This window comes from Thiobacillus thioparus DSM 505 (assembly GCF_000373385.1).
In the GTDB taxonomy this organism is placed as follows: domain Bacteria; phylum Pseudomonadota; class Gammaproteobacteria; order Burkholderiales; family Thiobacillaceae; genus Thiobacillus; species Thiobacillus thioparus.
Window position 1 is genome coordinate 439,742 of sequence record NZ_KB891316.1, and the last position, 21,862, is coordinate 461,603.

The 21,862-nt window shown below is 63.2% G+C and carries 27 protein-coding genes, 1 tRNA gene and 1 pseudogene; 16 read left to right on the forward strand and 13 right to left on the reverse strand.

The annotated features are described in order from the left end of the window. The first annotated feature begins 104 nt into the window (after positions 1–104). From B058_RS0102275 to B058_RS0102285, 3 genes are read left to right on the forward strand one after another with little or no spacing between them, the layout of a single operon-like run. Entirely contained in the window at positions 105–542 is a 438-nt protein-coding gene (locus B058_RS0102275; protein ID WP_018506847.1) for a hemerythrin domain-containing protein, read from the forward strand. Beyond that, a complete protein-coding gene (locus B058_RS0102280) occupies positions 539–787 on the forward strand; it encodes a DUF2249 domain-containing protein (protein ID WP_018506848.1) in 249 nt (82 codons plus the stop codon). Before B058_RS0102275 ends, B058_RS0102280 begins: the two co-directional genes overlap by 4 nt. 15 nt (positions 788–802) lie before the next feature. Beyond that, a complete protein-coding gene (locus B058_RS0102285; protein ID WP_018506849.1) occupies positions 803–2,083 on the forward strand; it encodes a hypothetical protein in 1,281 nt (426 codons plus the stop codon). Positions 2,084–2,108: 25 nt separating this feature from the next. Here B058_RS0102285 and B058_RS0102290 read toward each other — a convergent pair whose 3' ends face one another. Both B058_RS0102290 and B058_RS0102295 read right to left on the reverse strand, forming a co-directional pair. Then, positions 2,109–2,435 (reverse strand): TusE/DsrC/DsvC family sulfur relay protein, encoded by a 327-nt coding sequence (locus tag B058_RS0102290; protein WP_040723220.1) that lies wholly within the window; start codon positions 2,433–2,435, stop codon positions 2,109–2,111. 65 nt (positions 2,436–2,500) lie between these two features. Then, positions 2,501–3,067 carry a YIP1 family protein gene (locus tag B058_RS0102295; RefSeq protein WP_018506851.1) on the reverse strand — a complete coding sequence of 189 codons (567 nt, stop codon included), beginning with the start codon at positions 3,065–3,067 and terminating at the stop codon, positions 2,501–2,503. Positions 3,068–3,204: 137 nt separating this feature from the next. On the opposite strand from B058_RS0102295, the gene B058_RS0102300 reads away from it, so the two are divergent. From B058_RS0102300 to B058_RS0102315, 4 genes are all read left to right on the forward strand, one after another. Next, positions 3,205–3,627, forward strand: a complete 423-nt coding sequence (locus B058_RS0102300; RefSeq protein WP_018506852.1) for a MarR family winged helix-turn-helix transcriptional regulator — start codon at positions 3,205–3,207, stop codon at positions 3,625–3,627. 140 nt (positions 3,628–3,767) lie between these two features. Then, complete coding sequence (locus tag B058_RS0102305) at positions 3,768–4,022, forward strand: DUF2249 domain-containing protein (RefSeq protein WP_018506853.1); 255 nt, start codon at positions 3,768–3,770, stop codon at positions 4,020–4,022. 9 nt (positions 4,023–4,031) lie between these two features. Next, entirely contained in the window at positions 4,032–5,162 is a 1,131-nt protein-coding gene (locus B058_RS0102310; protein WP_018506854.1) for a hypothetical protein, read from the forward strand. Positions 5,163–5,580: 418 nt separating this feature from the next. After that, positions 5,581–6,834, forward strand: a complete 1,254-nt coding sequence (locus B058_RS0102315) for a nitronate monooxygenase (RefSeq protein ID WP_018506855.1) — start codon at positions 5,581–5,583, stop codon at positions 6,832–6,834. Between the two features lie 29 nt (positions 6,835–6,863). Here the strand turns inward: B058_RS0102315 and ubiT are convergent, their stop codons facing one another. Genes ubiT through B058_RS0102345 form a run of 6 tightly spaced genes read right to left on the reverse strand, consistent with a single transcriptional unit; the run spans position 6,864 to position 11,820 of the window. Continuing rightward, the gene (ubiT, locus tag B058_RS0102320) at positions 6,864–7,316 is read right to left on the reverse strand and encodes a ubiquinone anaerobic biosynthesis accessory factor UbiT (protein WP_018506856.1); all 453 of its coding nucleotides are present in this window, start codon (positions 7,314–7,316) and stop codon (positions 6,864–6,866) included. A gap of 14 nt (positions 7,317–7,330) precedes the next feature. Beyond that, positions 7,331–7,777 carry a 6-carboxytetrahydropterin synthase QueD gene (gene queD, locus B058_RS0102325; protein WP_026240570.1) on the reverse strand — a complete coding sequence of 149 codons (447 nt, stop codon included), beginning with the start codon at positions 7,775–7,777 and terminating at the stop codon, positions 7,331–7,333. A gap of 1 nt (position 7,778) precedes the next feature. Further along, the gene (locus B058_RS0102330) at positions 7,779–8,672 is read right to left on the reverse strand and encodes a U32 family peptidase (RefSeq protein WP_018506858.1); all 894 of its coding nucleotides are present in this window, start codon (positions 8,670–8,672) and stop codon (positions 7,779–7,781) included. Positions 8,673–8,679: 7 nt separating this feature from the next. Next, entirely contained in the window at positions 8,680–9,681 is a 1,002-nt protein-coding gene (gene ubiU, locus B058_RS0102335; protein ID WP_018506859.1) for a ubiquinone anaerobic biosynthesis protein UbiU, read from the reverse strand. After that, positions 9,671–10,621: a tRNA modification radical SAM protein MnmL/YtqA gene (mnmL, locus tag B058_RS0102340; RefSeq protein WP_018506860.1), complete on the reverse strand. Its 951-nt coding sequence runs from the start codon at positions 10,619–10,621 to the stop codon at positions 9,671–9,673. Before mnmL ends, ubiU begins: the two co-directional genes overlap by 11 nt. After that, on the reverse strand, positions 10,618–11,820 hold the full coding sequence (locus tag B058_RS0102345; protein ID WP_081616709.1) for an NAD(P)H-dependent flavin oxidoreductase: 1,203 nt from the start codon (positions 11,818–11,820) through the stop codon (positions 10,618–10,620). Before B058_RS0102345 ends, mnmL begins: the two co-directional genes overlap by 4 nt. 160 nt (positions 11,821–11,980) lie before the next feature. Between B058_RS0102345 and B058_RS0102350 the strand changes: the two genes are divergently transcribed. Genes B058_RS0102350 through B058_RS0102380 form a run of 7 tightly spaced genes read left to right on the forward strand, consistent with a single transcriptional unit; the run spans position 11,981 to position 16,568 of the window. Further along, entirely contained in the window at positions 11,981–12,586 is a 606-nt protein-coding gene (locus B058_RS0102350) for a riboflavin synthase (protein ID WP_018506862.1), read from the forward strand. Continuing rightward, positions 12,586–13,671 (forward strand): bifunctional 3,4-dihydroxy-2-butanone-4-phosphate synthase/GTP cyclohydrolase II, encoded by a 1,086-nt coding sequence (gene ribBA / locus B058_RS0102355; protein ID WP_018506863.1) that lies wholly within the window; start codon positions 12,586–12,588, stop codon positions 13,669–13,671. The genes B058_RS0102350 and ribBA overlap by 1 nt, the downstream gene beginning before the upstream one ends. Before the next feature lie 22 nt (positions 13,672–13,693). Continuing rightward, on the forward strand, positions 13,694–14,164 hold the full coding sequence (gene ribH / locus B058_RS0102360; RefSeq protein WP_018506864.1) for a 6,7-dimethyl-8-ribityllumazine synthase: 471 nt from the start codon (positions 13,694–13,696) through the stop codon (positions 14,162–14,164). Position 14,165: 1 nt separating this feature from the next. Next, positions 14,166–14,618 (forward strand): transcription antitermination factor NusB, encoded by a 453-nt coding sequence (nusB, locus tag B058_RS0102365; RefSeq protein ID WP_018506865.1) that lies wholly within the window; start codon positions 14,166–14,168, stop codon positions 14,616–14,618. A gap of 42 nt (positions 14,619–14,660) precedes the next feature. Continuing rightward, a complete protein-coding gene (gene thiL / locus B058_RS0102370) occupies positions 14,661–15,614 on the forward strand; it encodes a thiamine-phosphate kinase (protein WP_018506866.1) in 954 nt (317 codons plus the stop codon). Beyond that, positions 15,604–16,083, forward strand: coding sequence for a phosphatidylglycerophosphatase A family protein (locus tag B058_RS0102375; RefSeq protein ID WP_026240571.1), 480 nt, complete (start codon positions 15,604–15,606; stop codon positions 16,081–16,083). The genes thiL and B058_RS0102375 overlap by 11 nt, the downstream gene beginning before the upstream one ends. Beyond that, positions 16,071–16,568 carry a CinA family protein gene (locus B058_RS0102380; protein ID WP_018506868.1) on the forward strand — a complete coding sequence of 166 codons (498 nt, stop codon included), beginning with the start codon at positions 16,071–16,073 and terminating at the stop codon, positions 16,566–16,568. The genes B058_RS0102375 and B058_RS0102380 overlap by 13 nt, the downstream gene beginning before the upstream one ends. 38 nt (positions 16,569–16,606) lie before the next feature. Here B058_RS0102380 and B058_RS0102385 read toward each other — a convergent pair whose 3' ends face one another. Next, a complete protein-coding gene (locus B058_RS0102385; protein ID WP_040723229.1) occupies positions 16,607–17,503 on the reverse strand; it encodes a helix-turn-helix transcriptional regulator in 897 nt (298 codons plus the stop codon). Positions 17,504–17,710: 207 nt separating this feature from the next. On the opposite strand from B058_RS0102385, the gene recA reads away from it, so the two are divergent. Both recA and recX read left to right on the forward strand, forming a co-directional pair. Further along, a complete protein-coding gene (gene recA, locus B058_RS0102390) occupies positions 17,711–18,745 on the forward strand; it encodes a recombinase RecA (protein ID WP_026240572.1) in 1,035 nt (344 codons plus the stop codon). Continuing rightward, complete coding sequence (recX, locus tag B058_RS0102395) at positions 18,729–19,175, forward strand: recombination regulator RecX (protein WP_018506871.1); 447 nt, start codon at positions 18,729–18,731, stop codon at positions 19,173–19,175. The genes recA and recX overlap by 17 nt, the downstream gene beginning before the upstream one ends. 65 nt (positions 19,176–19,240) lie before the next feature. Here the strand turns inward: recX and B058_RS16280 are convergent, their stop codons facing one another. The 4 genes and pseudogenes from B058_RS16280 to B058_RS0102415 form a co-directional block, all read right to left on the reverse strand. Beyond that, positions 19,241–19,996, reverse strand: a complete 756-nt coding sequence (locus tag B058_RS16280; RefSeq protein WP_088178095.1) for an O-antigen ligase family protein — start codon at positions 19,994–19,996, stop codon at positions 19,241–19,243. Positions 19,997–20,008: 12 nt separating this feature from the next. Then, positions 20,009–20,120 (reverse strand): annotated as a pseudogene (locus tag B058_RS18490) (prepilin-type N-terminal cleavage/methylation domain-containing protein); the annotation flags it as partial. 308 nt (positions 20,121–20,428) lie between these two features. Further along, positions 20,429–20,504 (reverse strand) — tRNA-Lys (locus tag B058_RS0102410). Positions 20,505–20,582: 78 nt separating this feature from the next. Further along, positions 20,583–21,845 (reverse strand): YeeE/YedE family protein, encoded by a 1,263-nt coding sequence (locus B058_RS0102415; protein ID WP_018506874.1) that lies wholly within the window; start codon positions 21,843–21,845, stop codon positions 20,583–20,585. Positions 21,846–21,862: the final 17 nt, after the last annotated feature.

The window sequence follows — 21,862 nt, forward strand, 5'->3', positions numbered from 1 at the left end:
ATGAACCATACGACATCTTGTGGGACAGTCAAGAAGAATTTAAGGTTAGGAAGTCCTGATATACTTAAACATGTATTTTTTCATCATCTTATGGAGGGTTTAACATGGACACGATTCTGAAATTCCTGGGTAGCGACCATCGCGCCTGCGACGATTTATTCGCCTCCGCCGAAGCCGCCGCCGCGCAAAAAAACTGGGACAGCGCGCGTACGCTGTTCGACCAGTTTCAGGCGGCCATGGCCCACCACCTGTCGATGGAGGAAACGGTGCTGTTCCCCGCCTTCGAGGCCCGTACTGGCATGCGCGAGGGACCGACACAGGTCATGCGCATGGAGCACGAGCAGATGCGCGGTCTGATCCAGGATATGGCGGGTGCGTTCGCGGCGGGCGACCGGAATGCCTGCCTCGGCCTCTCCGAAACGCTCAACATGTTGATGCAGCAGCACAACCTGAAGGAGGAGAACATGCTCTATCCCATGTCGGACCAGGTGTTGAGCAACAGCCGCGACGACCTGATCCGTTCCATGCAGGCCGTCGCATGACCGTGCTGGCCGACGAGATCCTCGTCGACGCACGCGAACTGGAACCACCCGAGCCGATGGAAAAAGTCATGCAGACGCTGGCCCTGCTGCGTCCCGGCCAGTCGATCCGCCTGCTGCTGCACCGGGAGCCGTTTCCGCTCTATCCCCTGCTCGCCGAGCGCGGCTACCGCCACGCCACGCGAATGGAAGCCGATGGCAGCTACGTCATCCTGATCCATCCGGCCGGCACGGCGGATGCACGCTGACGCGCTCGCCGTCCGATGAGCACGCAAGCCGGCCTGTCCTTCGAGCAGGCGCCGCCGTTCTCGCTGCCGCTGCAGTTTTTCCTGACGGCTCCGCTGTTTCTTCTGGTTGCCGCACTGCTGATCGTCATGGATCCGGCGTCGCTCGCATCGCGTTGGACGCCGCAGGCACTTGCCCTCACCCACGCACTCACCCTGGGGTTCCTCGCCATGGCCATGCTGGGGGCGCTGATGCAGATGCTGCCAGTGGTGGCCGGGTCGCCCTTGCCCATGCCCCGCGCGGTGGCCTGGTTTACACAGGCGCCGCTCGTTCTGGGGACGCTATCGCTGATGATGGGCTTCCTGTCCGCCGGGCCGCTTGCATTCGGTATCGCTATCGTCCTGCTGGGCATCGGTTTCGCCGTCTTTCTCGCAGCCGCCACCGTCAGCCTCGTGCGCGCGACCGGCAACGTCACGGTCTGGGGCATGCGGCTGGCGGTGTTGAGTCTGGGCCTGACGTTCACGCTCGGCTTGGCGCTCGCACTGATGCGCGCAGGCGTATGGATCGCGCCAGCCCGCGCGGCCACGCTCGCTGCCCACCTCGCGTTCGGCCTGCTCGGCTGGGTCCTGCTGCTGGTCGTCGGCGTCGCCTTCCAGGTCGTCCCGATGTTCCAGATCACGCCGCCTTATCCGCCGCTGCTTGGCCGCTGGCTGACACCCGGACTGTTCGTCCTGCTGCTGATGCACGCAGCCGCGCCGGGACTGCCGCCGCGCCTGGGGGTGCTCGTCGAGGCAGGCCTTGCCGCCGGCATCCTGCTGTTTGCCGTCGCCACCCTGAGGGTGCAAGCGCGGCGGCGCCGGAAACTGCCTGACGTCACACTCGATTTCTGGCGCCTGGGCATGGCCAGCCTGATCGCCAGCGTGACCGTCTGGATCGTGGCGCAGTTCAGCCCGACCTGGGCGGACAGCGACGCCTATCCGCTATTGCTGGCCATGCTGTTCATTGGCGGGTTCGCGGTGAGCGTGGTGAACGGCATGCTCTACAAGATCGTGCCTTTCCTGGCGTGGTTTCATCTGCAGGCGCAGCTGCAGGCGCGCGCGGGCAGCATCCCCACGATGAAGGACATGATTGCGGAAGACCGCACGCGCTGGCAATTCCGCTTTCACCTGGCCGCCTGCGGATTGCTCGCGGTGGGCCTCTTCTGGCCATTGCTCGCGCGCGGAGGCGGCCTGATGCTCGCGTTGTCGGCGCTGTTGCTGGCGTTCAACCTGCTGTCGGCAGTCCGCCAATTCTTCCGGCATGGCGGACGTTTCACCTGACGGACGTGTACACGCCCCGAAGGGATCAGCCTGTGCTCCAGGCGCGCGGCCGCTTCATCCCGGCGATCTTGCATGCCTGCTTGACGTAGCCATAGGCAAACAGCTTGAAGAGTGCGTTGCGCGCGTCGGCGCCCAGGCGATTCGACAAATGCTTGATCACGTAACGCGCATCCGGCGCGATCTGATGTTCTTCATAGTACTCACGCATGAAGCGTATGACATCCCAGTGTTCGTCGGTCAGCCTGACGCCTTCCGCGCGTGCGAGGTGTTCGGCCACGGCTTCGTTCCAGTCCCCGGGCTCGACCAGATAGCCCTCTTCATCGAGAGCGGGCAAGCTAACTGTTGCATCCATCGTTCAACCTCCTCAGAAATGCCCGGCGCAGGATGCCGGGCGGCCAGAAAATGCAGGCGTTCGCATCAGGCCAGAGCCGGGATGAGTCCGAGCATGACCAATACCACCCATGCGATGAGACCGAGCGCTGTGACGGTGTAGGCAATGTCGATGGCGATGAGGCCTTCGTCGACGTTCAGGATGCTTTGCACGCCGCGAAAAATCAGGACGACGGACCCGACCAGTCCCAGAGTGACGCCGGCCATGATCAACAGGATCTGGTCGTAGAAAAGCACCAACGACGACAGCCAGAGCGGAACCGGCGCGATCGCCGCCAGCATGAAGGCCGCCCGGTCGCTGCTCTCGATTCCCTTGCTGCGCGCGACCGACTTGATCGTCCACGCCATGAGCGGAACCGTCAGCAATTCGGCCATCAGGAAGAACAGGGCTGCCAGGCTCCACGCCATGCCGGGCGTATCCGGAAACAGGATGGCGCCTACATGATGGCCGGCGTACTCGAGCATCAGGGGCGGAACCAGCGAAAACGGCAGGACGAGCAGGATGAACAGCTTGAGTGCGGATGGCTGGGTCTGCGACAACGCATTCCAGCCATGGGGGGAAGTGAAAAGCTTGTGGATATGCAGGATACTCATGCGAATCTCCTCTCTGGACGGCCACCACGACAGCCATTCCCGACCGCGGCATCAAGACCCACCTCGGCGAATACGGCCACGGTCTATTTATATCACAGCATGATATAAAATCCAGCCCATCTTTATGAGCACTGAACATGACGTCATCCCGCCTCAGCAAAAAGGATTTCGAAGCGCTTTCCCATTTCCGCTACCAGCTCCGGCGTTTCCTGCGTTTCAGCGAAGAGGCGTCTCGTCTGCGCGGCATCACCCATCTTCAATACCAGCTGCTGTTGCATATCCGCGGCTTTCCAGGCCGTGAATGGGCTACGGTCAGCGAGCTGGCCGAACGCCTGCAGGCCCATCATCACGGCGTGGTTTCGCTGATCTCGCGGTGCGAGAAGCTGGGACTGGTGAAACGCCAGACCGGGCGTACCGATCGGCGCGCGGTCGAGGTGCATCTGACGCGCGCAGGCCACACGATACTGAACGACCTGGTGACACAGCATCGTGAGGAATTGCTTCGACTGCAGGGCATTTTCCGCGTGCCCGGCGCGGATGAGCTGGACGCCGGTCCGTAGCTCACACAAGGCGCGCGAGCTGTCCGCCGTCGGCGCGCAAGGCCTGGAATCGGCATCCACCCACAGGAAAAAGTTGCACACGGAAACCGGCTCCTGCGTCTATAATATGTATTCCATTTACATCTTTAAGGACGACAGCCATGAATGCCCATCTCCATCTTCGCCAGGATCAGGTCTATCCCTTCGACGCACGCGGAATCGCCAAGCGTTTTCGGCATGCCGCCATTTTTGGCGCGCTGGACGCACTGAACGCCGGCGAACGCATGCGCTTCGTCAACGATCACGACCCCCTGCCCCTGCTCGACCAGCTCCGCAACCGCTACGGTGAAACGGTCGACATCCAGTATCTGCAGCGCAACTCCGGCGAGATCGTGATCGACTTCATCCGCAACTGAGAACGCACGGTGTTGCCGGCGCTGGTGTGCCTTGCCCTGGCTGCATTCGTCGCAGCCCTGCTGGGTTCGCTCCACGCCGGACGCCTCGTCACCCTCCACCTGATCCTGGCGGTGGGCGCGATGCCGCTGATCTTCGGCGCCATGAGCCATTTCATTCCGGTGCTTACCCGGACGCGCGCGCCCGGCGCAGGACTCGCCGGCCTGCCAGTCCTGGCGCTGGCGGGTGGCGTCCTGGCCGTGGCTGCATTCGGTCTCCCCGGCATGGCATGGGGGCGCTACGCGGGTGCATTTCTCGCGCTGATGGCCGCCGGCCTGCTGCTCGCCTGGAGCCGGCGCCGGCGGACCGGAATGCTCGGCCGCCCCCATCCGGGCCTGGCCTGGTACGAAGCCGCCCTGGCCTGTCTCGCATGCGCCCTGCTCGCCATACTCGCGAACGTATTCTGGCCGCAACAATGGGCGGGATTGCGGCGCCTCCATCTTCATCTCAACACGCTCGGATTCATCGGATTGACGGCCGTGAGCACGCTTGCGGTGCTGTTGCCGACCGTGGCCGGAAGGCCCGACCCGCAGGTCGGCCCGTGGTTGCGCCGCAACCTGCCGTGGGCCATGACCGGCACGGTGCTGGTTGCAGTCGGCGCGGCATGGTTCGGCCCTCCGCTTGCCGGGATCGGCGCGGTGTTATGGGCGGTTCCGCTAGGGCGGCTGGGAACCCGCTGGCTGCGGCTTTATCGTGCTGAAATTTTTGCGTGGCACGGCGCCGCGCCGCTGCTCGCCGCCGCATTGGCCGGATTCGCTGCCAGCATGCTGTTCGGCGCCGCCGCAGTCGCTTTCCCGGCGTCGACCCCCACGTCGGCCTTCGTCACCGGCTTCCTGCCGCCCCTGGTATCCGGCGCGGCCAGCCAGCTGTTGCCGGTATGGCTGCATCCGGGCATGCAAGGCGATTGGCATGCCGTGCTGCGCAGCCGCCTGGGACGCTACGGCAGCGCTCGCGCCGTGCTGTTCTGCCTCGGCGGCATTGCAGGCGGGATGGGTCGGGAATGGGGTCTGTTCCTGAGTGCGGCCACCCTGCTGTGGTTCATGTTGCAGGCCGTCACGGCACTGGTGAACGTGCGGGCCATTCGTCGGGGCAATCCTGCATGATCCAGGCGGCTTGCCACGATGCCGCTGCACGTGTTGTCTGCCCCGGCCCGCCCGGCGGATTTCTCGCCGCCCGAACTCATCCTGAACGCGCCGCCTGGGCACGCCTGGACTGACTGTCATCCAGAATCGTTTCGTTGGCTGGCCCGGACGTCATTGTGCTGGGCAAGGCGACAATGACGCGTACAGAAATGGACAATGCAACGAACTTACCGGTGCCTTAAGCATGGCGTATGGATACAATCCGGTTTGCGGGGAATGTCCGACCCTGTGAACGCGACCCTCGATACGCTTGTGCCAGGGGACTGCGCCAACCCGGGAAAGACAAGGGATAGTTGCGCCACCTCAGTCAGATAGACGTTCCAGCGTCTGCTCACCGAGGGAACGGCCCGACTGCCAACAGCACTCAATAAGGAACAGAATGAAACGTGTGGATGATTTCCGCCTGCGCTTCGGCAGGCAGGAACTGGTGCCGATCATCATCGGCGGCATGGGCGTGGATATCTCCACCGCTGAGCTGGCGCTCGAAGTCGCGCGTCTCGGCGGCATCGGCCACATCTCCGATGCCATGGTGCAGACTGTGTCCGACCGGCGTTTCGACACCAAGTTCGTCAGCGAGAAGCTGAAAAAATACAAGACCAACGCCGCCAACAGCGACAAATCCAATGTGCACTTCAACCTCGCCGTGCTCGAGGAGGCCACGCGCTACCACGTCGGCCGCACGATGGAAGCCAAGCGCGGCGACGGCATGATCTTCATCAACTGCATGGAGAAGCTCACCATGAATGCGCCGCGCGAGACGCTGCGCATGCGCCTGTCTGCCGCGCTCGATGCCGGCATCGACGGCATCACGCTTTCCGCCGGCCTGCATCTCGGCTCGTTCGCGCTGATCGAGGACCATCCGCGCTTTCGCGACGCCAAGCTCGGCATCATCGTCTCCTCGCCGCGCGCGCTGGCGATGTTCCTGCGCAAGAACGCCCGGCTGCAGCGCCTGCCGGACTACATCGTGGTGGAAGGCCCGCTCGCCGGCGGTCATCTCGGCTTCGGCATCGAGGACTGGGCGAAATACGATCTCGCCACCCTCGTCGACGACGTACTGGCCTACCTCAAGGCCGAGCATCTCGACATCCCGGTGATCGCCGCCGGCGGCATCTTCACCGGCAGCGACGCCGCGGCCTTCCTCGAGCAGGGCGCCGCCGCCGTACAGGTGGCCACGCGCTTCACCGTCACCGAGGAATGCGGCCTGCCCGACAAGGTCAAGCAGGAATACTTCAAGGCCAGCGAGGACGACATCGAGGTCAACACGATCTCGCCGACTGGCTACCCGATGCGCATGCTCAAGGGCAGCCCCGGAATCGGCTCGGGTATCCGTCCCAACTGCGAGGCCTACGGCTACCTGCTCGACGCCAACAGCCGCTGCGCCTACATCGACGCCTACAACCGCGAAGTGGAATTGCATCCGACAGCCAAAAAGGTGAAGGTCATGGACAAGACCTGCCTGTGCACCCACATGCGCAACTTCGACATCTGGACCTGCGGCCAGACCGCCTGGCGGTTGAAAGACACCACCCGGCGCGCACCGGACGGCAGTTACCAGGTGCTCAGCGCGGAACATGTCTTCCACGACTACCAGTTCAGCGTCGATCAAAAGATCACGCTGCCGCATCTCGCCTGATCCCGCTGTCTGGTCGTCCGTGCCCGCGCCTACCCTGCCATCAGGCGCCGCGCCGCACGCGCCAGCGGCGCGGGCAGGCGGGACAGCACCGTATCGGGATCCAGGGCGTCGAGCAGATTCTTGACGATCAAGCCAAGCTCGGTATCGCCCTCGCTCACCAGACGGCGGCTGAAGAACAGGGTGTCCGGGTCTTCGCGGCGGGCGAGCAGCAGCAGGAAATCGCGTGCAGTCGCGCTGATGGTGAGATCAGGTGTGCCGTTGTCCGGGGCAAAACCATGCGGGCCGACCGTGAAACGCAGACTGAGCCCAAGGTCATTGATGCGAATGGCATAACGCCGACCGACCAGCGGTTCCCAGTCGAGCGTTTGCAGCGCGGGCCACAACAGGCGATTGGCTGCCAGCGAAAACGCCAGACTGGGCGGGGCGGACGGCAGCCTGGCAAGCAGGCGACTCGGGAATGTCGGGACGGCAAGCGTCAGCATGATTGCTCCTTTCGTCAAAGCGGTCGCACCGCGTCGGCCCAGTTGTTGGGGGTTTCGTACAGCCGCACCCTTTGCAGCCTGAGCTGGTTGCCATAGGTATCGACATAGGCAGCGTCGAGGATGCGGAAGGCCTCGGCCGCCAGGTTTTCAGCGGTCGGCACCACCGGCAGCACCACGGTCTTGTGATCGGGAAACGACGCGAGAAACCGGGTCACGGCTTGATCGCCCCGGTACACCAGGAAAGCATGATCCCAATGATCGATGAGCACCGCGTGGGCAATCGTCTTCACGTCGGAGAAATCCATCACCATGCCCTGCTCCGTCGCGCCTTCGGTGCGAATGATCTCGCCCGCAAGCGTGATCTCGATGACGTAGCGATGGCCATGCAGATGGCGGCACTGGCTGGTGTGATTGGGAATGCGATGGCCGGCATCGAACTCCAGTCTGCGCGTGATCAACATCTCAGGCCAGTCGCGCCGCGCTGTGGTCCAGGCCGGCCTGGCCATGCCAATATCCGTCGACCGCCGGCCCGGGCATGACGCGCGCCAGCTTTTCCGCTGCACGAGCCTCGCCCGCCAGTGCAGCCCGGAAGGCATCGATCACACGTTCCATGTGGCGCGACTGCGGCGACAGGCGCAGGCTGACGACGCCAAGGTTGCGCAGGGCTGGCAGTTCGCCGATCAGGGTGTAGACCCCGGCCGACTGCGTCTGGATGCCATTGAGCGTGAGGAAGGGCTCGCCTTCGCGGGTGGCCAGCGCCAGCCCGTCCGGGTGGTCGAGACAGCGGAACTGGCAGTCGTCCTTGGGCAGGTTGTAGTGGCGCGCGGTGAAGCAGCGCGCGGAATACGCCAGCGGCAGTCGACCATAGGCGAATACCTCGGTTTCCATCCCGTCGGGCACCTGTTCGAGCAGGGATGCCAGCGTGGCGTGCGACATCTCCACCGGTGGCAACCAGCGCCGCGCGCCCAGTTCGGCGAGTGCGCCCAGCGTTTCGGGGTTGTAGACATTGAGCGTGGATCCGGCGATGAACGGCGCGCCTGCTCCAGACAGCAGCCGCACCGCACCCCATTCGTTGGCCTCGACCAGAAAGCGGCCATCGGAAACCAGTCGGCGCAGCGTTTTCAGGTCGGATTCCGACTCGACCAGCGTCTGGGTGGAAAGCACGACTTCCTTGCCGGCGGCGGCGAGCTGCTCCGCCAGCGCCAGCCAGTCAGGCAGGCGCAGCAGGTGGCGACGCGAGCACACGCTCTCACCCAGATAGACGCGCGCCACCGGCCAGTGTTTCGCTTCGTCGTAGAAGGCGAGCACGTCGTCGCGCGACCAGTAATACAGCAAGGGACCCAAGCTCAGATTCATATCTGTCTCACTTCCAGGGCCGGTGGTAGGCGCCGAGCGTATGGCTCTGCCCTTCCGACAGTTTGTTGAGTTCGGCCTGCCAGGCGGGCGCTGGTTTGAAGCCGTCGGCATTTTTCTTCACTGCGTCGATGGCGGCACGCCACACTTTCGTCACCTGCGCGACGTAGGCCGGGCTGCGCTGGCGTCCTTCGATCTTGATCGCTGCGATGCCGATTTTCAGCATCTCGGGCAACAGGTCGAGGGTATTGAGGCTGGTGGGTTCCTCGATGGCGTAATAGGTCTCGCCTCCGACCTCGAAGCGGCCCTTGCACAGGGTCGGATAGCCGGCCTTTTCGCCCTTGCCGTAGCGGTCGAGCAGCACGCCGTTGAGGCGCGACTCCAGCCCGGCCGGCGTGTCCGTCCACTGCACCGCTTTGGCCGGCGAACACACGCCGGCCGAGTTGGGCGATTCGCCGGTGCAGTAGGAGGAGAGCAGGCAGCGCCCTTCCACCATTACGCACAGGCCGCCGAAGCCGAACAGTTCGATCTCGGCATCGGTGTGCTTAACCACGTTTTCCACCTGCGGCAGCGACAGCACGCGCGGCAGCACGGCGCGCTGGATGCCGAAATGCTCGCGGTAGAAATTCACCGCCTCGTAGCTGGTGGCTGAGCCTTGCACCGACAGATGCAGTCGCAGATGAGGATGCTGCTTGACCGCGTAACGCATCAACCCGGCATCGGCCAGGATCACCGCATCCATGCCCAGCTTCGCCGCACGGTCGACCGCATCGGTCCAGCGGGTCCAGGTATCGGGCTGCGGATAAGTATTGAGCGCGAGCAGGACCTTGCGGCCGCGGTCATGCGCATAGCGCAGCCCCTCCGCCGCTTGGGCCTCGTCGAAGTTGAGTCCAGGGAAGGCACGCGCGTTGGTGTTGTCGCGGAAACCCATGTAGACCGCGTCGGCGCCGTGATCGATGGCGACCTTGAGTGAAACCAGGTTACCCGCCGGGCAGATCAGATCAAGTGGCATATATATTCTCCATCCACGCCTGGCCCGCACGCGCGCCCTGCCGGCTGCCGCGCCGCGTCAGTTCACTGGCGATACCGTTGAGTACATCCCATTTCTTCGCGCACCAGGCAGGCGCCAGCAGGATGTCGGGCGCAGCGGTGCCGGTGACGCGGTGGTACACCACCTCCCACGGGGTGCGCTCGATCAGGTCGGCGGCGATGCGCGTGTAGGCCGCCTCGTCCAGCGGCTCGTACTCGCCGCGTCTCCATTCGATGGCCAGCCGGGTGTGCTTCACTACGTGCAGCGGATGCAGCTTGAGGCCGTCCACGCCGACGTCGAGCACGCGATCGAGGCTGACATGGCTGTGCGATGCATCCTCGCCGGGGAGACCGACAATGAGATGGCAGCACACCGGGATACCGCGCGCCCGGGCCGCCCGCGTCGCCGTCTCGTACTCGGCAAAACCGTGGCCGCGATTGACGCGGGCCAGCGTGGCGTCGAAGGCCGACTGCAGGCCGAGCTCCAGCCACACTTCGTGGCCCAGCGCACGATATTCCGTCAGCAGGTCGAGCACCGGCGGCGGTACGCAGTCGGGCCGCGTGCCGATTGCCAGCCCCATCACGTCAGGTGCGGCCAGCGCCATATCGTAGAGCGCGCGCAGTTCGTCCACATGCGCATAGGTGTTGGTATACGCCTGGAAATAGGCGATGAAGCGGCGTGCGCCGGTGCGACGCGCGATACGGCCGCGCGCCCGGTCGAACTGCGCGGCAAGCGGCGCCGGATCCCGCGCCCCCGGGGCAAAGGACTTGTTGTTGCAGAAGGTACAGCCCCCGATGCCTTTGCTGCCATCCCGATTGGGGCAGGTAAAGCCGGCGTCGAGGGCGATCTTGTGCACCCGTTCGCCATAGCGCTCCAGCATGGCGCGGCCAAAGGTATGGATATGGTCGGTGAGGACGCTCACGCCGCCAGCATCTCCGGCTGTATTGCGACCGGATGCGGCATCACGCCGGTCTGCAGGTAGTCGATCAGTTGCTGCACTGTGCGGATCTCGCGGCCGAAGGGCAGTGGTTCCGAACCGCGGAAGAACAGGCCCTTGCCGACGTCGCCCTTGAGGGCGGCGACCAGTTGCGAATCGATGCAGAACTGCCCGGCCTTTTCGAGGCCGTCGCGCAACCCGCACTGTGTCAGACAGTGCAAGCCGATGGCGCAACGCTCGGGATCAGCCTTGGCGCACGCCTGCAGCCGGGGTTCGCGCTTGAGGTAATTGGCGAGCCATGGTGTTTTCACGGCGCGCGCAGGCAGGCCGGCCACACTCATGAAGGTGACGATGTCTTCGGGTTTCGCATCCAGCAACACGCGCTTGAAGTTGGGGTGGGCGTCGCCCTCCTCGGTGACGGCGAACGGCGTGCCGAGCTGCACGGCGCTGGCCCCCAGCGTCAGCGCGGCCAACAGTTTTTCGTGGCTGTTGATGCCGCCGCCGACGATGACGGGTATCTGCCCGCGCGCGATGCCCATGTCCTCGAACACTTTGAAGATGCCGGGCAGCACTTCGGCGAAATCGAAGCGCGCGCTGGCAAGGTCAGCCGGGGTCGGCGCACCGAGGTGGCCACCCGCGTATCGGGGATGCTCGATCACGATGGCGTCTGGCAACCGTCCGTCGCTCCCGAATTTCTTCAGACGCGACCATTTCTTCAGCAGGATGGCGACGCCGCGCGCGTCGGACAGGATCGGGACCAGCGCGACATCGGGATAGCCCTCAGTCAGTTCCGGCAGGTCGAGCGGCAGCCCTGCCCCCATCACGATCGCCTGTACACCCGAGGCACAGGCCTGGCGGACATAGGCGGCATGCGCGTCCACCGCCTTCATCACGTTCGCCGCCACCAGACCACGACCGGATGCAATTTCCAAGGCCGCCTTGATCTCGCGATCAAGCGCGATCAGATTCAGGCGATTGAGCGTGTCCTTGTCGCGGCAATGCTTCGCCGCTTCCATCAGGTCTGCGTGATGGTGCCGCAGGTCGATGCTCGCGATCGTACCCATCGCACCGGCGCGCGCCACTGCGCCGGCCAACCGATGTGCCGAGACCCCAACGCCCATACCGCCCTGCACAATGGGCAAAAGGGTGTGGCCCCGTATGGACAGGGAGGGAAACGCCGTCATGCCAAGCCTTCGATTCCTGCAAAGCGCTCATTATAACAACTTGAAGACCCTCTTATCTTTATAATGTCACCCATCCTTGCTATGGCGATGACGCGCCGGGGTTCACCCGCCCCGCCTAAACGCCTACAATGCCGGGTCTTACTGGCTGGCCTTTACACGCATGTTCACCGGCATCATCCAATCCATCGGCCGCATCCACGAATACGAAGCACACGGTGCCGACGCGCGTATGGTCATCCTCGGTGGCGGGCTGGATTTTTCCGACGTCGCCATCGGCGACAGCATCGCTGTCAACGGCGTGTGCCTGACCGCAGTGGCGCTGACGACCGACAGTTTTACCGCCGACGTTTCTGCCGAGACCCTGCGCGTCACGGCGGGTTTCGTGCCCGGCGCCGAGGTCAATCTGGAGAAGGCGTTGCGGATGGCCGACCGACTGGGCGGCCATCTGGTATCCGGACATGTCGACGGCGTCGGCAAGGTGCACCGCTTCGCGCCGGCGGGCGAATCGCATCTGCTGGAAATCGATGCGCCCCCCGCACTTGCGCGCTACATCATCCGCAAGGGTTCGATCACGGTGAACGGTGTGTCGCTGACGGTCAACCACGTGGACGGTACGCGCTTTGCGCTGAACCTCATCCCGCATACGCTGGAGATGACCATACTCAAGCACCTGCAAACGGACAGCCGCGTCAACCTGGAAGTCGACATGATCGCGCGCTATGTTGAGCGCATGATGCAATTCACCCAAACAACGGACAAAGACTGATGAGCCTCGCCTCCACGCTGGAAATTATCGAAGAACTCAAGGCCGGGCGCATGGTCGTGCTGGTCGACGAGGAAGACCGCGAGAACGAGGGCGACCTGGTGATGGCGGCCGAGCACGTCACGCCCGACGCGATCAACTTCATGGCGAAATACGGGCGCGGCCTGGTCTGCCTCACCTTGACCGACGACCGCTGCCGCCAGCTCGGCCTGAAGCAGATGGTGAACGACAACCAGACGCCGCACGGCACCGCATTCACCGTGTCGATCGAGGCCGCCGAGGGCGTGACCACCGGCATTTCCGCTGCCGACCGCGCGGTCACCATCCAGGCCGCGGTGAAGGAGCACGCCAAGCCGACCGACATCATCCAGCCCGGCCACATCTTCCCGCTGCGCGCGCAGCCCGGCGGCGTGCTGGTACGCGCCGGCCACACCGAAGCCGGCTGCGACCTCGCCGGGCTCGCCGGACTCGAACCCGCCTCGGTGATCTGCGAAATCCTCAAGGACGACGGCACCATGGCGCGCCTACCCGACCTGATCCCGTTCGCGCAGGAACACGGCCTGAAGATCGGTGCCATCGCCGACCTCATCCATTACCGCAACCAGACCGAAAGCCTGGTCGAGCGCGCCGCCGACCGCCTCATCCAGACGGTGTACGGGGCCTTCCGCCTGGTCGCCTACCGCGACAAGTGCGCCAAGGAAACCCATCTTGCACTGGTCAAGGGCGAGATTCACGCCGACCGCGAAACCCTGGTGCGCGTGCACGAGCCATTAAGCGTGATGGACTTTCTCGATGTCACCGGCGGCGGCCATTCCTGGCCGATCATGGGCGCGATGGAGCGCATCGCCGAATCGCAATCCGGCGTCATCGTGCTGCTGCATCGGCCGGAAACCGCCGAGGCGCTGCTGCACCGCATCAACCCGCCGCGGGCCGACAGCCGCAAGTATGATCTGCGCGATTACGGTATCGGCGCGCAGATCCTGCGCGACCTCGGCGTCGGCAAGATGAAGCTGCTGGCGAGCCCGCGCAAGATGCCCGCAATGGACGGCTTCGGGCTGGAAGTCACCGGCTATTCCGAAAAAGCATGAGCCACTGAAAAAAGGACGCACCATGGGAACCAACAAGGACTATTTCTCCGAACTCGACCCCGCCTACCAGGGGCAGGGCCTGAAATTCGGCATCGTCATGAGCCGCTTCAACCGGGACATCTGCGAGGGTCTGCTGTCGGCCTGCGAAGCGGAACTGCTGCGGCTGGGCGTGGCCCGTGAGGACGTGCTGCTGGTCAACGTGCCCGGTGCGCTCGAACATCCGCTGGCGCTGCAGGAACTGGCGCTGTCCGAGAAATACGATGCGCTCATCGCACTCGGCGCCGTGGTGCGTGGCGACACCTACCATTTCGAAGTGGTCTCGAACGAATCCGCACGCGGCATCCTCGATGTGCAGCTGAAAACCGGCGTACCGATCGCCAACGCCATCCTCACCGTGGACACCGAAGAGCAGGGCCACCGGCGCATGGCCGAGAAAGGCCGCGACGCTGCGCGCGCCGCGATCGAAATGGCCAACCTGCTGAAACGCCTTTGAGATGGCCGGTTCCCGCAAGACCGCACGCGAATTCACGCTGCAAGGCGTCTACGCCTGGCTGGTGGGCGGTGCAGACGTCACCCTGATCGCCGCCAATCTCAAGGAGGACGAGCAGTTCAAGCGCGCCGACGAGGATTATTTCCGCACGCTGCTCTACGGTGTACTCAAAGAGGAGGACATGCTGAGTTCGCGGATCGCGCCGCTGCTCGACCGTCCGCTCGCCGAACTCTCGCCCATCGAGCGCGGCATCCTGCTCATCGGCGCATATGAGTTGCTGCATTGCCCCGACGTGCCGTGGCGCGTCGCCATCAACGAAGGCGTCGAACTCGCCAAGAAGTTCGGCGGCACCGACGGCCACAAATACATCAACGGCGTGCTCGACAAGCTGGCGCAGGACGTGCGCGCGGTGGAGATCGCGCATGCGAAGAAGAAAGGCGTGAGCGGGGAGCAGTAGGCAGCCAGCGGAAAAACCACTTACTGCTCACCGCTCACCCACATGGAATTCGACCTCATTGCCAAACACTTCACCCGCGCCACCCCCGGCGCGGTGCTGGGGGTCGGTGACGACTGCGCGCTGCTGGCACCCACGCCGGGCATGCAGCTCGCAGTATCGTCCGACATGCTGCTCGAGGGCCGCCATTTCTCGCCGCAGGACAGCCCGGCCGGGCTCGGCCACAAGTCGCTGGCGGTGAACCTGTCGGACCTCGCCGCGATGGGCGCGACGCCACGCTGGGCGACGCTGGCCATCGCGCTGCCTGACGAGAACGATGCCTGGCTTACCGCATTCGCGCGGGGGTTTTTCCGCATGGCCGATATGCACGCCATCGAACTGGTCGGCGGCGACACCACGCGTGGCGCGCTGACGATCAGCATCACGGTGATGGGCGAAGTGCCGCCGGGGCAGGCGCTGCGTCGTGACGGCGCCCAGGTCGGCGACGACATCTGGGTGTCCGGCGTGATCGGCTCGGCTGCGCTGGCGCTGGCCTACAGGCAAGGACGCCTGTTCATGGAACAGATCGACGCCGCCAAGGTGCTGCCGGCGCTTTACCTGCCAACGCCGCGTATCGAGCTTGGCATGGCGTTGCGCGGGCTCGCATCCAGCGCGATCGACATTTCGGATGGATTGCTGGGCGACCTCGGCCACATCCTGGAACGCTCGCGCGTCGGCGCCACACTCGAATTTTCCGCACTGCCGACATCGCCAGTGGTGCAGGCCTACCAGCATGAAGCCGTGGCGCGCGATTGCGTGCTGGCAGGCGGCGACGACTACGAATTGTGTTTCACAGCTCCCACTGGCCAACGCAATGCGGTGCTGGCAGCCGCCGCATCCACAGGCGTGGCCGTCACGCGCATCGGCCACATCCATGCCGAGCCCGGCCTCACTGTCCTCGATGCCGAGGGTCAGCCGCTGCCTGTCGACAAAACGGGATACGACCATTTTGCAACCTGATCTCCGGTTCCTGCTTGCCCATCCGGCTCACTTGGTCGCCCTCGGTTTCGGCAGTGGACTCGCGCCCAAGGCGCCTGGCACCGTCGGCACCGTACTCGGCCTGCCGCTGTTCTGGTTGATTGCCGCCGCCGCACCTGACCTGCCGAACCGGATCATTCTGCTGGTCGCCGCATTCCTCCTGGGAATCTGGGCCTGCGGCCGCACCGGCCGCGCACTGGGCGTCGCCGATCACGGGGGCATGGTGTGGGACGAAATCGTCGCCTTCGCTCTGGTGCTGCTGTTTTCGCCGCCGGGCTGGCCATGGATCGCGTTGGCCTTTGCACTCTTCCGGCTGTTCGATATCCTGAAACCTTGGCCGATCCGGTTTGCCGACACGCATCTGAAAAACGGCTTCGGCGTGATGTTCGACGATCTTCTGGCGGCAGGCTATGCCATCGCCGTGATCAAGGGATTGCAATGGCTCGTGTAAGCGACGAAGAACTCCATCAACTCGCCATCGAACTCGGCGACAAACTGCGCGCACGCGGCTGGATGCTGGCCACCGCCGAGTCGTGCACCGGCGGCTGGGCTGGACAACTGCTCACCTCGTTGCCTGGTAGCTCGGAATGGTACGAGCGCGGCTTCATCACCTATGCCAACGCCGCCAAAGTCGAAATGCTGGGCGTGCCCGAAGAAACCCTCACCACCCACGGTGCGGTTTCCGAGCAAACTGCCGGTGCCATGGCGGCCGGCGCCCTGAAACATAGCCACGCCCAGGCAGCTCTCGCCATTTCCGGCATCGCCGGCCCCGGCGGCGGCACCCCGCAAAAACCCGTCGGCCTGGTGTGCTACGGCTGGGCGCTGGCGGACGGCACGGTCATGTCGTCTACCTGCCGCCTTGATGGTGACCGCGAGGAGATCCGCTCCCGCGCGGTCGCCGCGGCCTTGCGCGGATTGATCGAATTGATTGGGTGAGCGGTGAGCGGGCGGACTTTACTGCTTTTGTTCACCGCTTACCGCTCGCTGAAGGCCCAAGCCGCGAACGGCTCGATCTCGTCGCGGTTCAGCAGCATCAACTGGTAGGCGTTCGGGTTCAGGCTGTGGTCAGGCGTGGTGTCGACCCTGAGCCGCTGCAGCACATAGCCGAGCAGGGCGCGCCGCACGTTCACTTCGATGAACTCGCCGCTCGCGCCGTAATCCAGCAGCAGGCTCTCGCGCCCGGGCGCATCGAGTCCACTGTGCGGAGCAAGCCGCAGGCTCACCTGTTCCACCCAGTCGTCGTCATATTGCTCGCCGGATTCGGCGGGCGCCTCCAGGCACTCGGCCGCCATCACGCGCGACAGCACGAAATCGCGAAAGTCGCAGGTTTCCTCGCTATACGCCCGCACATGCCAGCGCAGTCCGGTATTGACCAAGGTGTGGGGCTCGAGCACCCGCTCCGCACCGCTCTCGCGCCGGGAGAGGGAACGGTAGCTGACGCGCAGCTTGCGCCGGCCGTAGATGGCACGGGTGATCTGCGCCAGGGTCTGCGGACCGGGTAAGCGGGCCGGCAAGGGCAGCGACGCTGTCGGCAGGCCGTAAACCAGTTCGCCGCCATACGGCCCGTTCGCCACCGCGAGGTTGGCGGCGATGATCGGCAGCACGGCGACGGGCGCCAGGTCGGTGAACACCGCGGCAAACCCCGCGCCCGGAACGAAGCCGAACACGCTGTGGTTGTAGACGAGGTTGCCGGGCGCCAGGTCGCCGTAGAGCTTGAGGTCCTTGGTCGCGGCTGGGTCGGACAGGCCGAAGGCGCGGGCGACGTCGCTACGGGTCACCACCCCGGCATACCAGGCCATGATCTCGATGTACTGCAGCCGCTGGCGCGTTGCCCACTTCACGTCCAGGTGCATTTTTTCCTTTGTAATCATGTCGCTCGCTCCGCTCGAGCCGGTTTGACCGGAATTATAGGGCGGCACGCATCAAATACAATCTATCAAGTTGTACTTTTTATGTAGGTGATATTTTTTATTGACACTTAAAAATATATCGCCTACATTGCACCCCATGCAGACGCGACGCCGCCTGCCTTTCACGCAAACCGATCATCAGGAGAGAGAACCATGGCATCCCCCGCATTGGCAGAAGACAAATCGAAGGCGCTCGCCGCCGCGCTCGGCCAGATCGAGAAGCAGTTCGGCAAGGGCTCGGTGATGCGCCTGGGCGACCACGACATCGCGCGCGACATCCAGGCCGTCTCCACCGGCTCGCTGGGGCTCGATATTGCACTGGGCGTCGGCGGTCTGCCGCGTGGCCGCGTGGTCGAAATCTATGGTCCGGAATCGTCCGGCAAAACTACGCTCACCCTGCAGGTCATCGCCGAAATGCAGAAAATGGGTGGCACCGCTGCCTTCATCGACGCCGAACACGCGCTCGACCCCAACTATGCGCAAAAGCTCGGCGTCGACGTCGACAACCTGCTGGTCTCGCAGCCGGACACCGGTGAACAGGCGCTGGAAATCGCCGACATGCTGGTGCGTTCCGGCTCGGTCGACGTGGTGGTAGTCGACTCGGTCGCCGCGTTGACCCCGAAGGCCGAAATCGAAGGCGAGATGGGCGATTCGCACATGGGTCTGCAGGCGCGATTGATGAGCCAGGCACTGCGCAAGCTCACCGCCAACATCAAGCGCACCAACACGCTGGTGATTTTCATCAACCAGATCCGCATGAAGATCGGCGTCATGTTCGGCAACCCCGAGACCACCACCGGCGGCAACGCGTTGAAGTTCTACGCCAGCGTGCGCCTCGACATCCGCCGCATCGGCGCGATCAAGAAAGGCGATGAAATCGTCGGCAACGAAACCAAGGTCAAGGTCGTCAAGAACAAGGTCTCGCCGCCGTTCAAGGAAGCCTTCTTCGACATCCTCTACGGCCAGGGCATCTCGCGCGAAGGCGAAATCATCGAACTCGGCGTCGCCCACAAGTTCGTCGACAAATCCGGCGCCTGGTACGCCTACAACGGCGAGAAGATCGGCCAGGGCAAGGACAACGCGCGTGAATTCCTCAAGGAACATCCCGAGATCGCGCACGAAATCGAAGCCAAGATCCGCGCCGCGGTCGGCGTCAACAATCCGACCGCGATGGTCGAGGACGAGGATGAAGTCGAAGCCTGAACCTGGCGACCTACGTGAACATGCCCTGCGCTTCTTGGCGCGGCGCGAGCACAGCCGCTTTGAGCTCGCCCGCAAGCTCAGGCTGACGGGCTTCGCGCAGCACGACATCGACGTGTTGCTGGATGAGTTCGAGGAAAAGAAGTGGCTGTCGGACCGGCGGTTTGCCGAAAGTTACGTGGCCGATCATCGCACGCGCGCGGGTAACGTCAAACTCGCTTATGACCTGCGGCAGCGGGGTGTGAATGATGCCATCATCGAAAGCGTATTACGCGAAAACCGCGACACTGAACTAGAACGTGCCCACCAAGTCTGGCAGAAGAAATTCGGCTCAGCACCTGCCGACTCGGCTGAGAAAGCCCAGCAGATTCGCTTCATGCAAACCCGCGGCTTTACGCTTGAGACGATACGGATAATATTGACTACAGACTGAATATACCTGACAACCGGACATTCCAATATTGACCACACACACGCAATGCCTACCCCCGGCCAACCTCATGGAATCCAGCCCACCGCCCAGTAGCGCGGCGGCACTAACCGGTTTCCGGCATCAACGAATGCCTTGGTCGCTTCAGCGCGATTCAGTATCTCGGGGTAAACACCATTCAGTAACGCAACAAGCGCCACTAAGGATAAAGTCGGCACAACTAGACGTATTGGCCGAGAAGCGGCGACAATTTGTACCTTATCCCGGAAATGTACTCCAAGCGCCCACCCCGAGATCAACACCAGCCACACTTGCGTGTAGGGAATAACGATGACGCCGTCCACCATGGATTGAACACCGGCCGCCAATAGACTGGCAGTCAGACACACCAGGAGGAAATTGTGTGAAACAGCGGGGCGGCGTAAATCGGCCAGCAAAACAAGCAATCCCGCCACAGCAGGCAAAACGAGTCCCAACGTGGCAGGTATACCCCACTCAGCCGCCAATTGCAGCAGCGCATTGTGCGGATGGGCACCGAAGTCATTGTGAATAGTTGCAAAATGCATGGGTCCGATACCCAGCCAGGGATGTGCCGCAATCTGTATCCAGGCAAGGCGCCACAACTCGTGGCGCCCGCTCAGGGTTGCCAGATTGGACAGGCGATTCTCAACCGATGCGCCCTGATCCAACAAGAATCGTCGGCGAAGCGATACCGAGCTGGTTGGTGTTGGTGCCGTATGCCGTGCAGTTAGTGTTACTGCTCGCGTTGTTCTGGAGGCACTCCGCAATTGCCATCTTGGTGGGCTCCATTTGCGAAATGACATCTGACCACTTGGCACGAGTGACGTAATCCTGATAGGCAGGAATCGCGATTGCCGCCAGAATACCAATGATCGCCACGACGATCATCAGTTCGATTAGGGTAAAACCCTGTTGAACTTTACGCATTTCAAATCTCCTTAAGTTGGGCAAGTTGAACACGAGCCTCCCGTGTCTGGAGCTATAACGAGCAGCAGCCATGCCAACTTTAGGGCCAAGATCTGATTTTGTGAGCCCAACTTCTGGGAAGCCCACCCATCCTAGCTTTGAGGCGCACATTGATTTTCATGCGTCGCATTCCCAATACTATTCCCTAGAATTAAGCCCCCTCCAGCATGACCAACCATGGCACGAGGTGACATTTTTCGTCACCCGGTCAGCACCATAGCAGTAAGTCGACAATAAAAAAGCCACGCTTCCGCGTGGCTTTTTGGATGTGGTGGGTCGGGCGAGATTCGAACTCGCGACCAACGGATTAAAAGTCCGCTGCTCTACCGGCTGAGCTACCGACCCTTTTACCTGACAAGTGTCGTGTCCGGCAAAGCGCAAAATTATACTGGATTTTGAATTCGCGTCAAAGCCAAATGTGCTTTAAACCGCCTCCAGCTTGCGCATTCCAGCGGGCAGCAGCCTGAGGTCGGCCAGCGCGGTGACGAATGCCTTGAAGAAAGTCGCCTCGCTCTCATACACCATCTTGTAGTACTGCACTTTCATCGTGATTGCGCTGCCGAGCACGATGGCGACGAAGGTGAGGATGGAACCCAGCGCCAGGGTGGAGAAGCCGGTGACGCCCTGGCCGATGGTGCAACCCATCGCCAGCACGCCGCCAAATCCCATCAGGATCGCGCCAACCAGGTGGTTGAAGAAATCGCGGACGGAGGCGAACCACTCGATGCGAAAATTGCGAGAAATCAGCGACCACAGCAAGGAACCGGCGATCACACCAGCCAGCGCCATGATGCCAAACGTGAGCAGCGTACGGTCGAAGCCGCTCGCCACGTAGCCGAGGGTTTGCCCCATGGGGTTGATGAAGGTGAAGGACTGTGCGGCGAGCGGACCGGCTGCGGCGGGCCTGACCGCGTCGGCCGGCGCATACAGATCCCAGTCCTGGACAAAGGATTGCAGCGTGAGAATGTCGCCGCTGGCATCCACCCGGATGTTGCTGGTGACATACCAAGCGGCAAGCACCGCCAAACCGACCACGAGGCCGCCGAGGATGTTGTCGAAACTGCTGCGGAAATCGGCCGACTTGAAGGCCCAGATCAGCAACAGGCCGCCGATGACGGCCCCCATCACCATGCGGCCGGTGGCGGCCTTGTCGCCAAAGAGCATCGCACCGAGGTCCTGGTTGGTCGTCAACGCAACGGCAGTCGGGTTGGTCCACGGATAGAACAGGGTGGAATAGAGCGTCTTGTCGCTGCCCGGGAAGGGATTGATCATGAAATACGCGATCAGGGCGATGACCAGCAACACCATGACCGACTTGAGATTGCCGCCACCGATACGGATCAGCGTCTTGTTGCCGCAGCCCGAGGCAAGCGTCATGCCGATTCCGAACAAGGCGCCGCCCAGTACGTTTTCAAGCCAGACGAAGTTGGTCTGGCGATAGGGCGGGAAGGTGCCGGTCACGTTCACCAGACCGGCGGCTTCCAGAGCTGTCACGCCCAGTACGCCGACCGCAATGGCCAGTATCCAGGCGCGCATGCGGCCGGTGTCGCTCATGTTGACCCAGTCGGACACGGCACCCATGGTGCAGAAATTGGTCTTGTTGACCACGGCGCCCATGATCAGTGCGATCGCGAAGGTCGACCACAGAAAAATCGATTGCGCGCTTGCGAAATTGTCGTAGGTCATGAATCTATTCCTCTCTC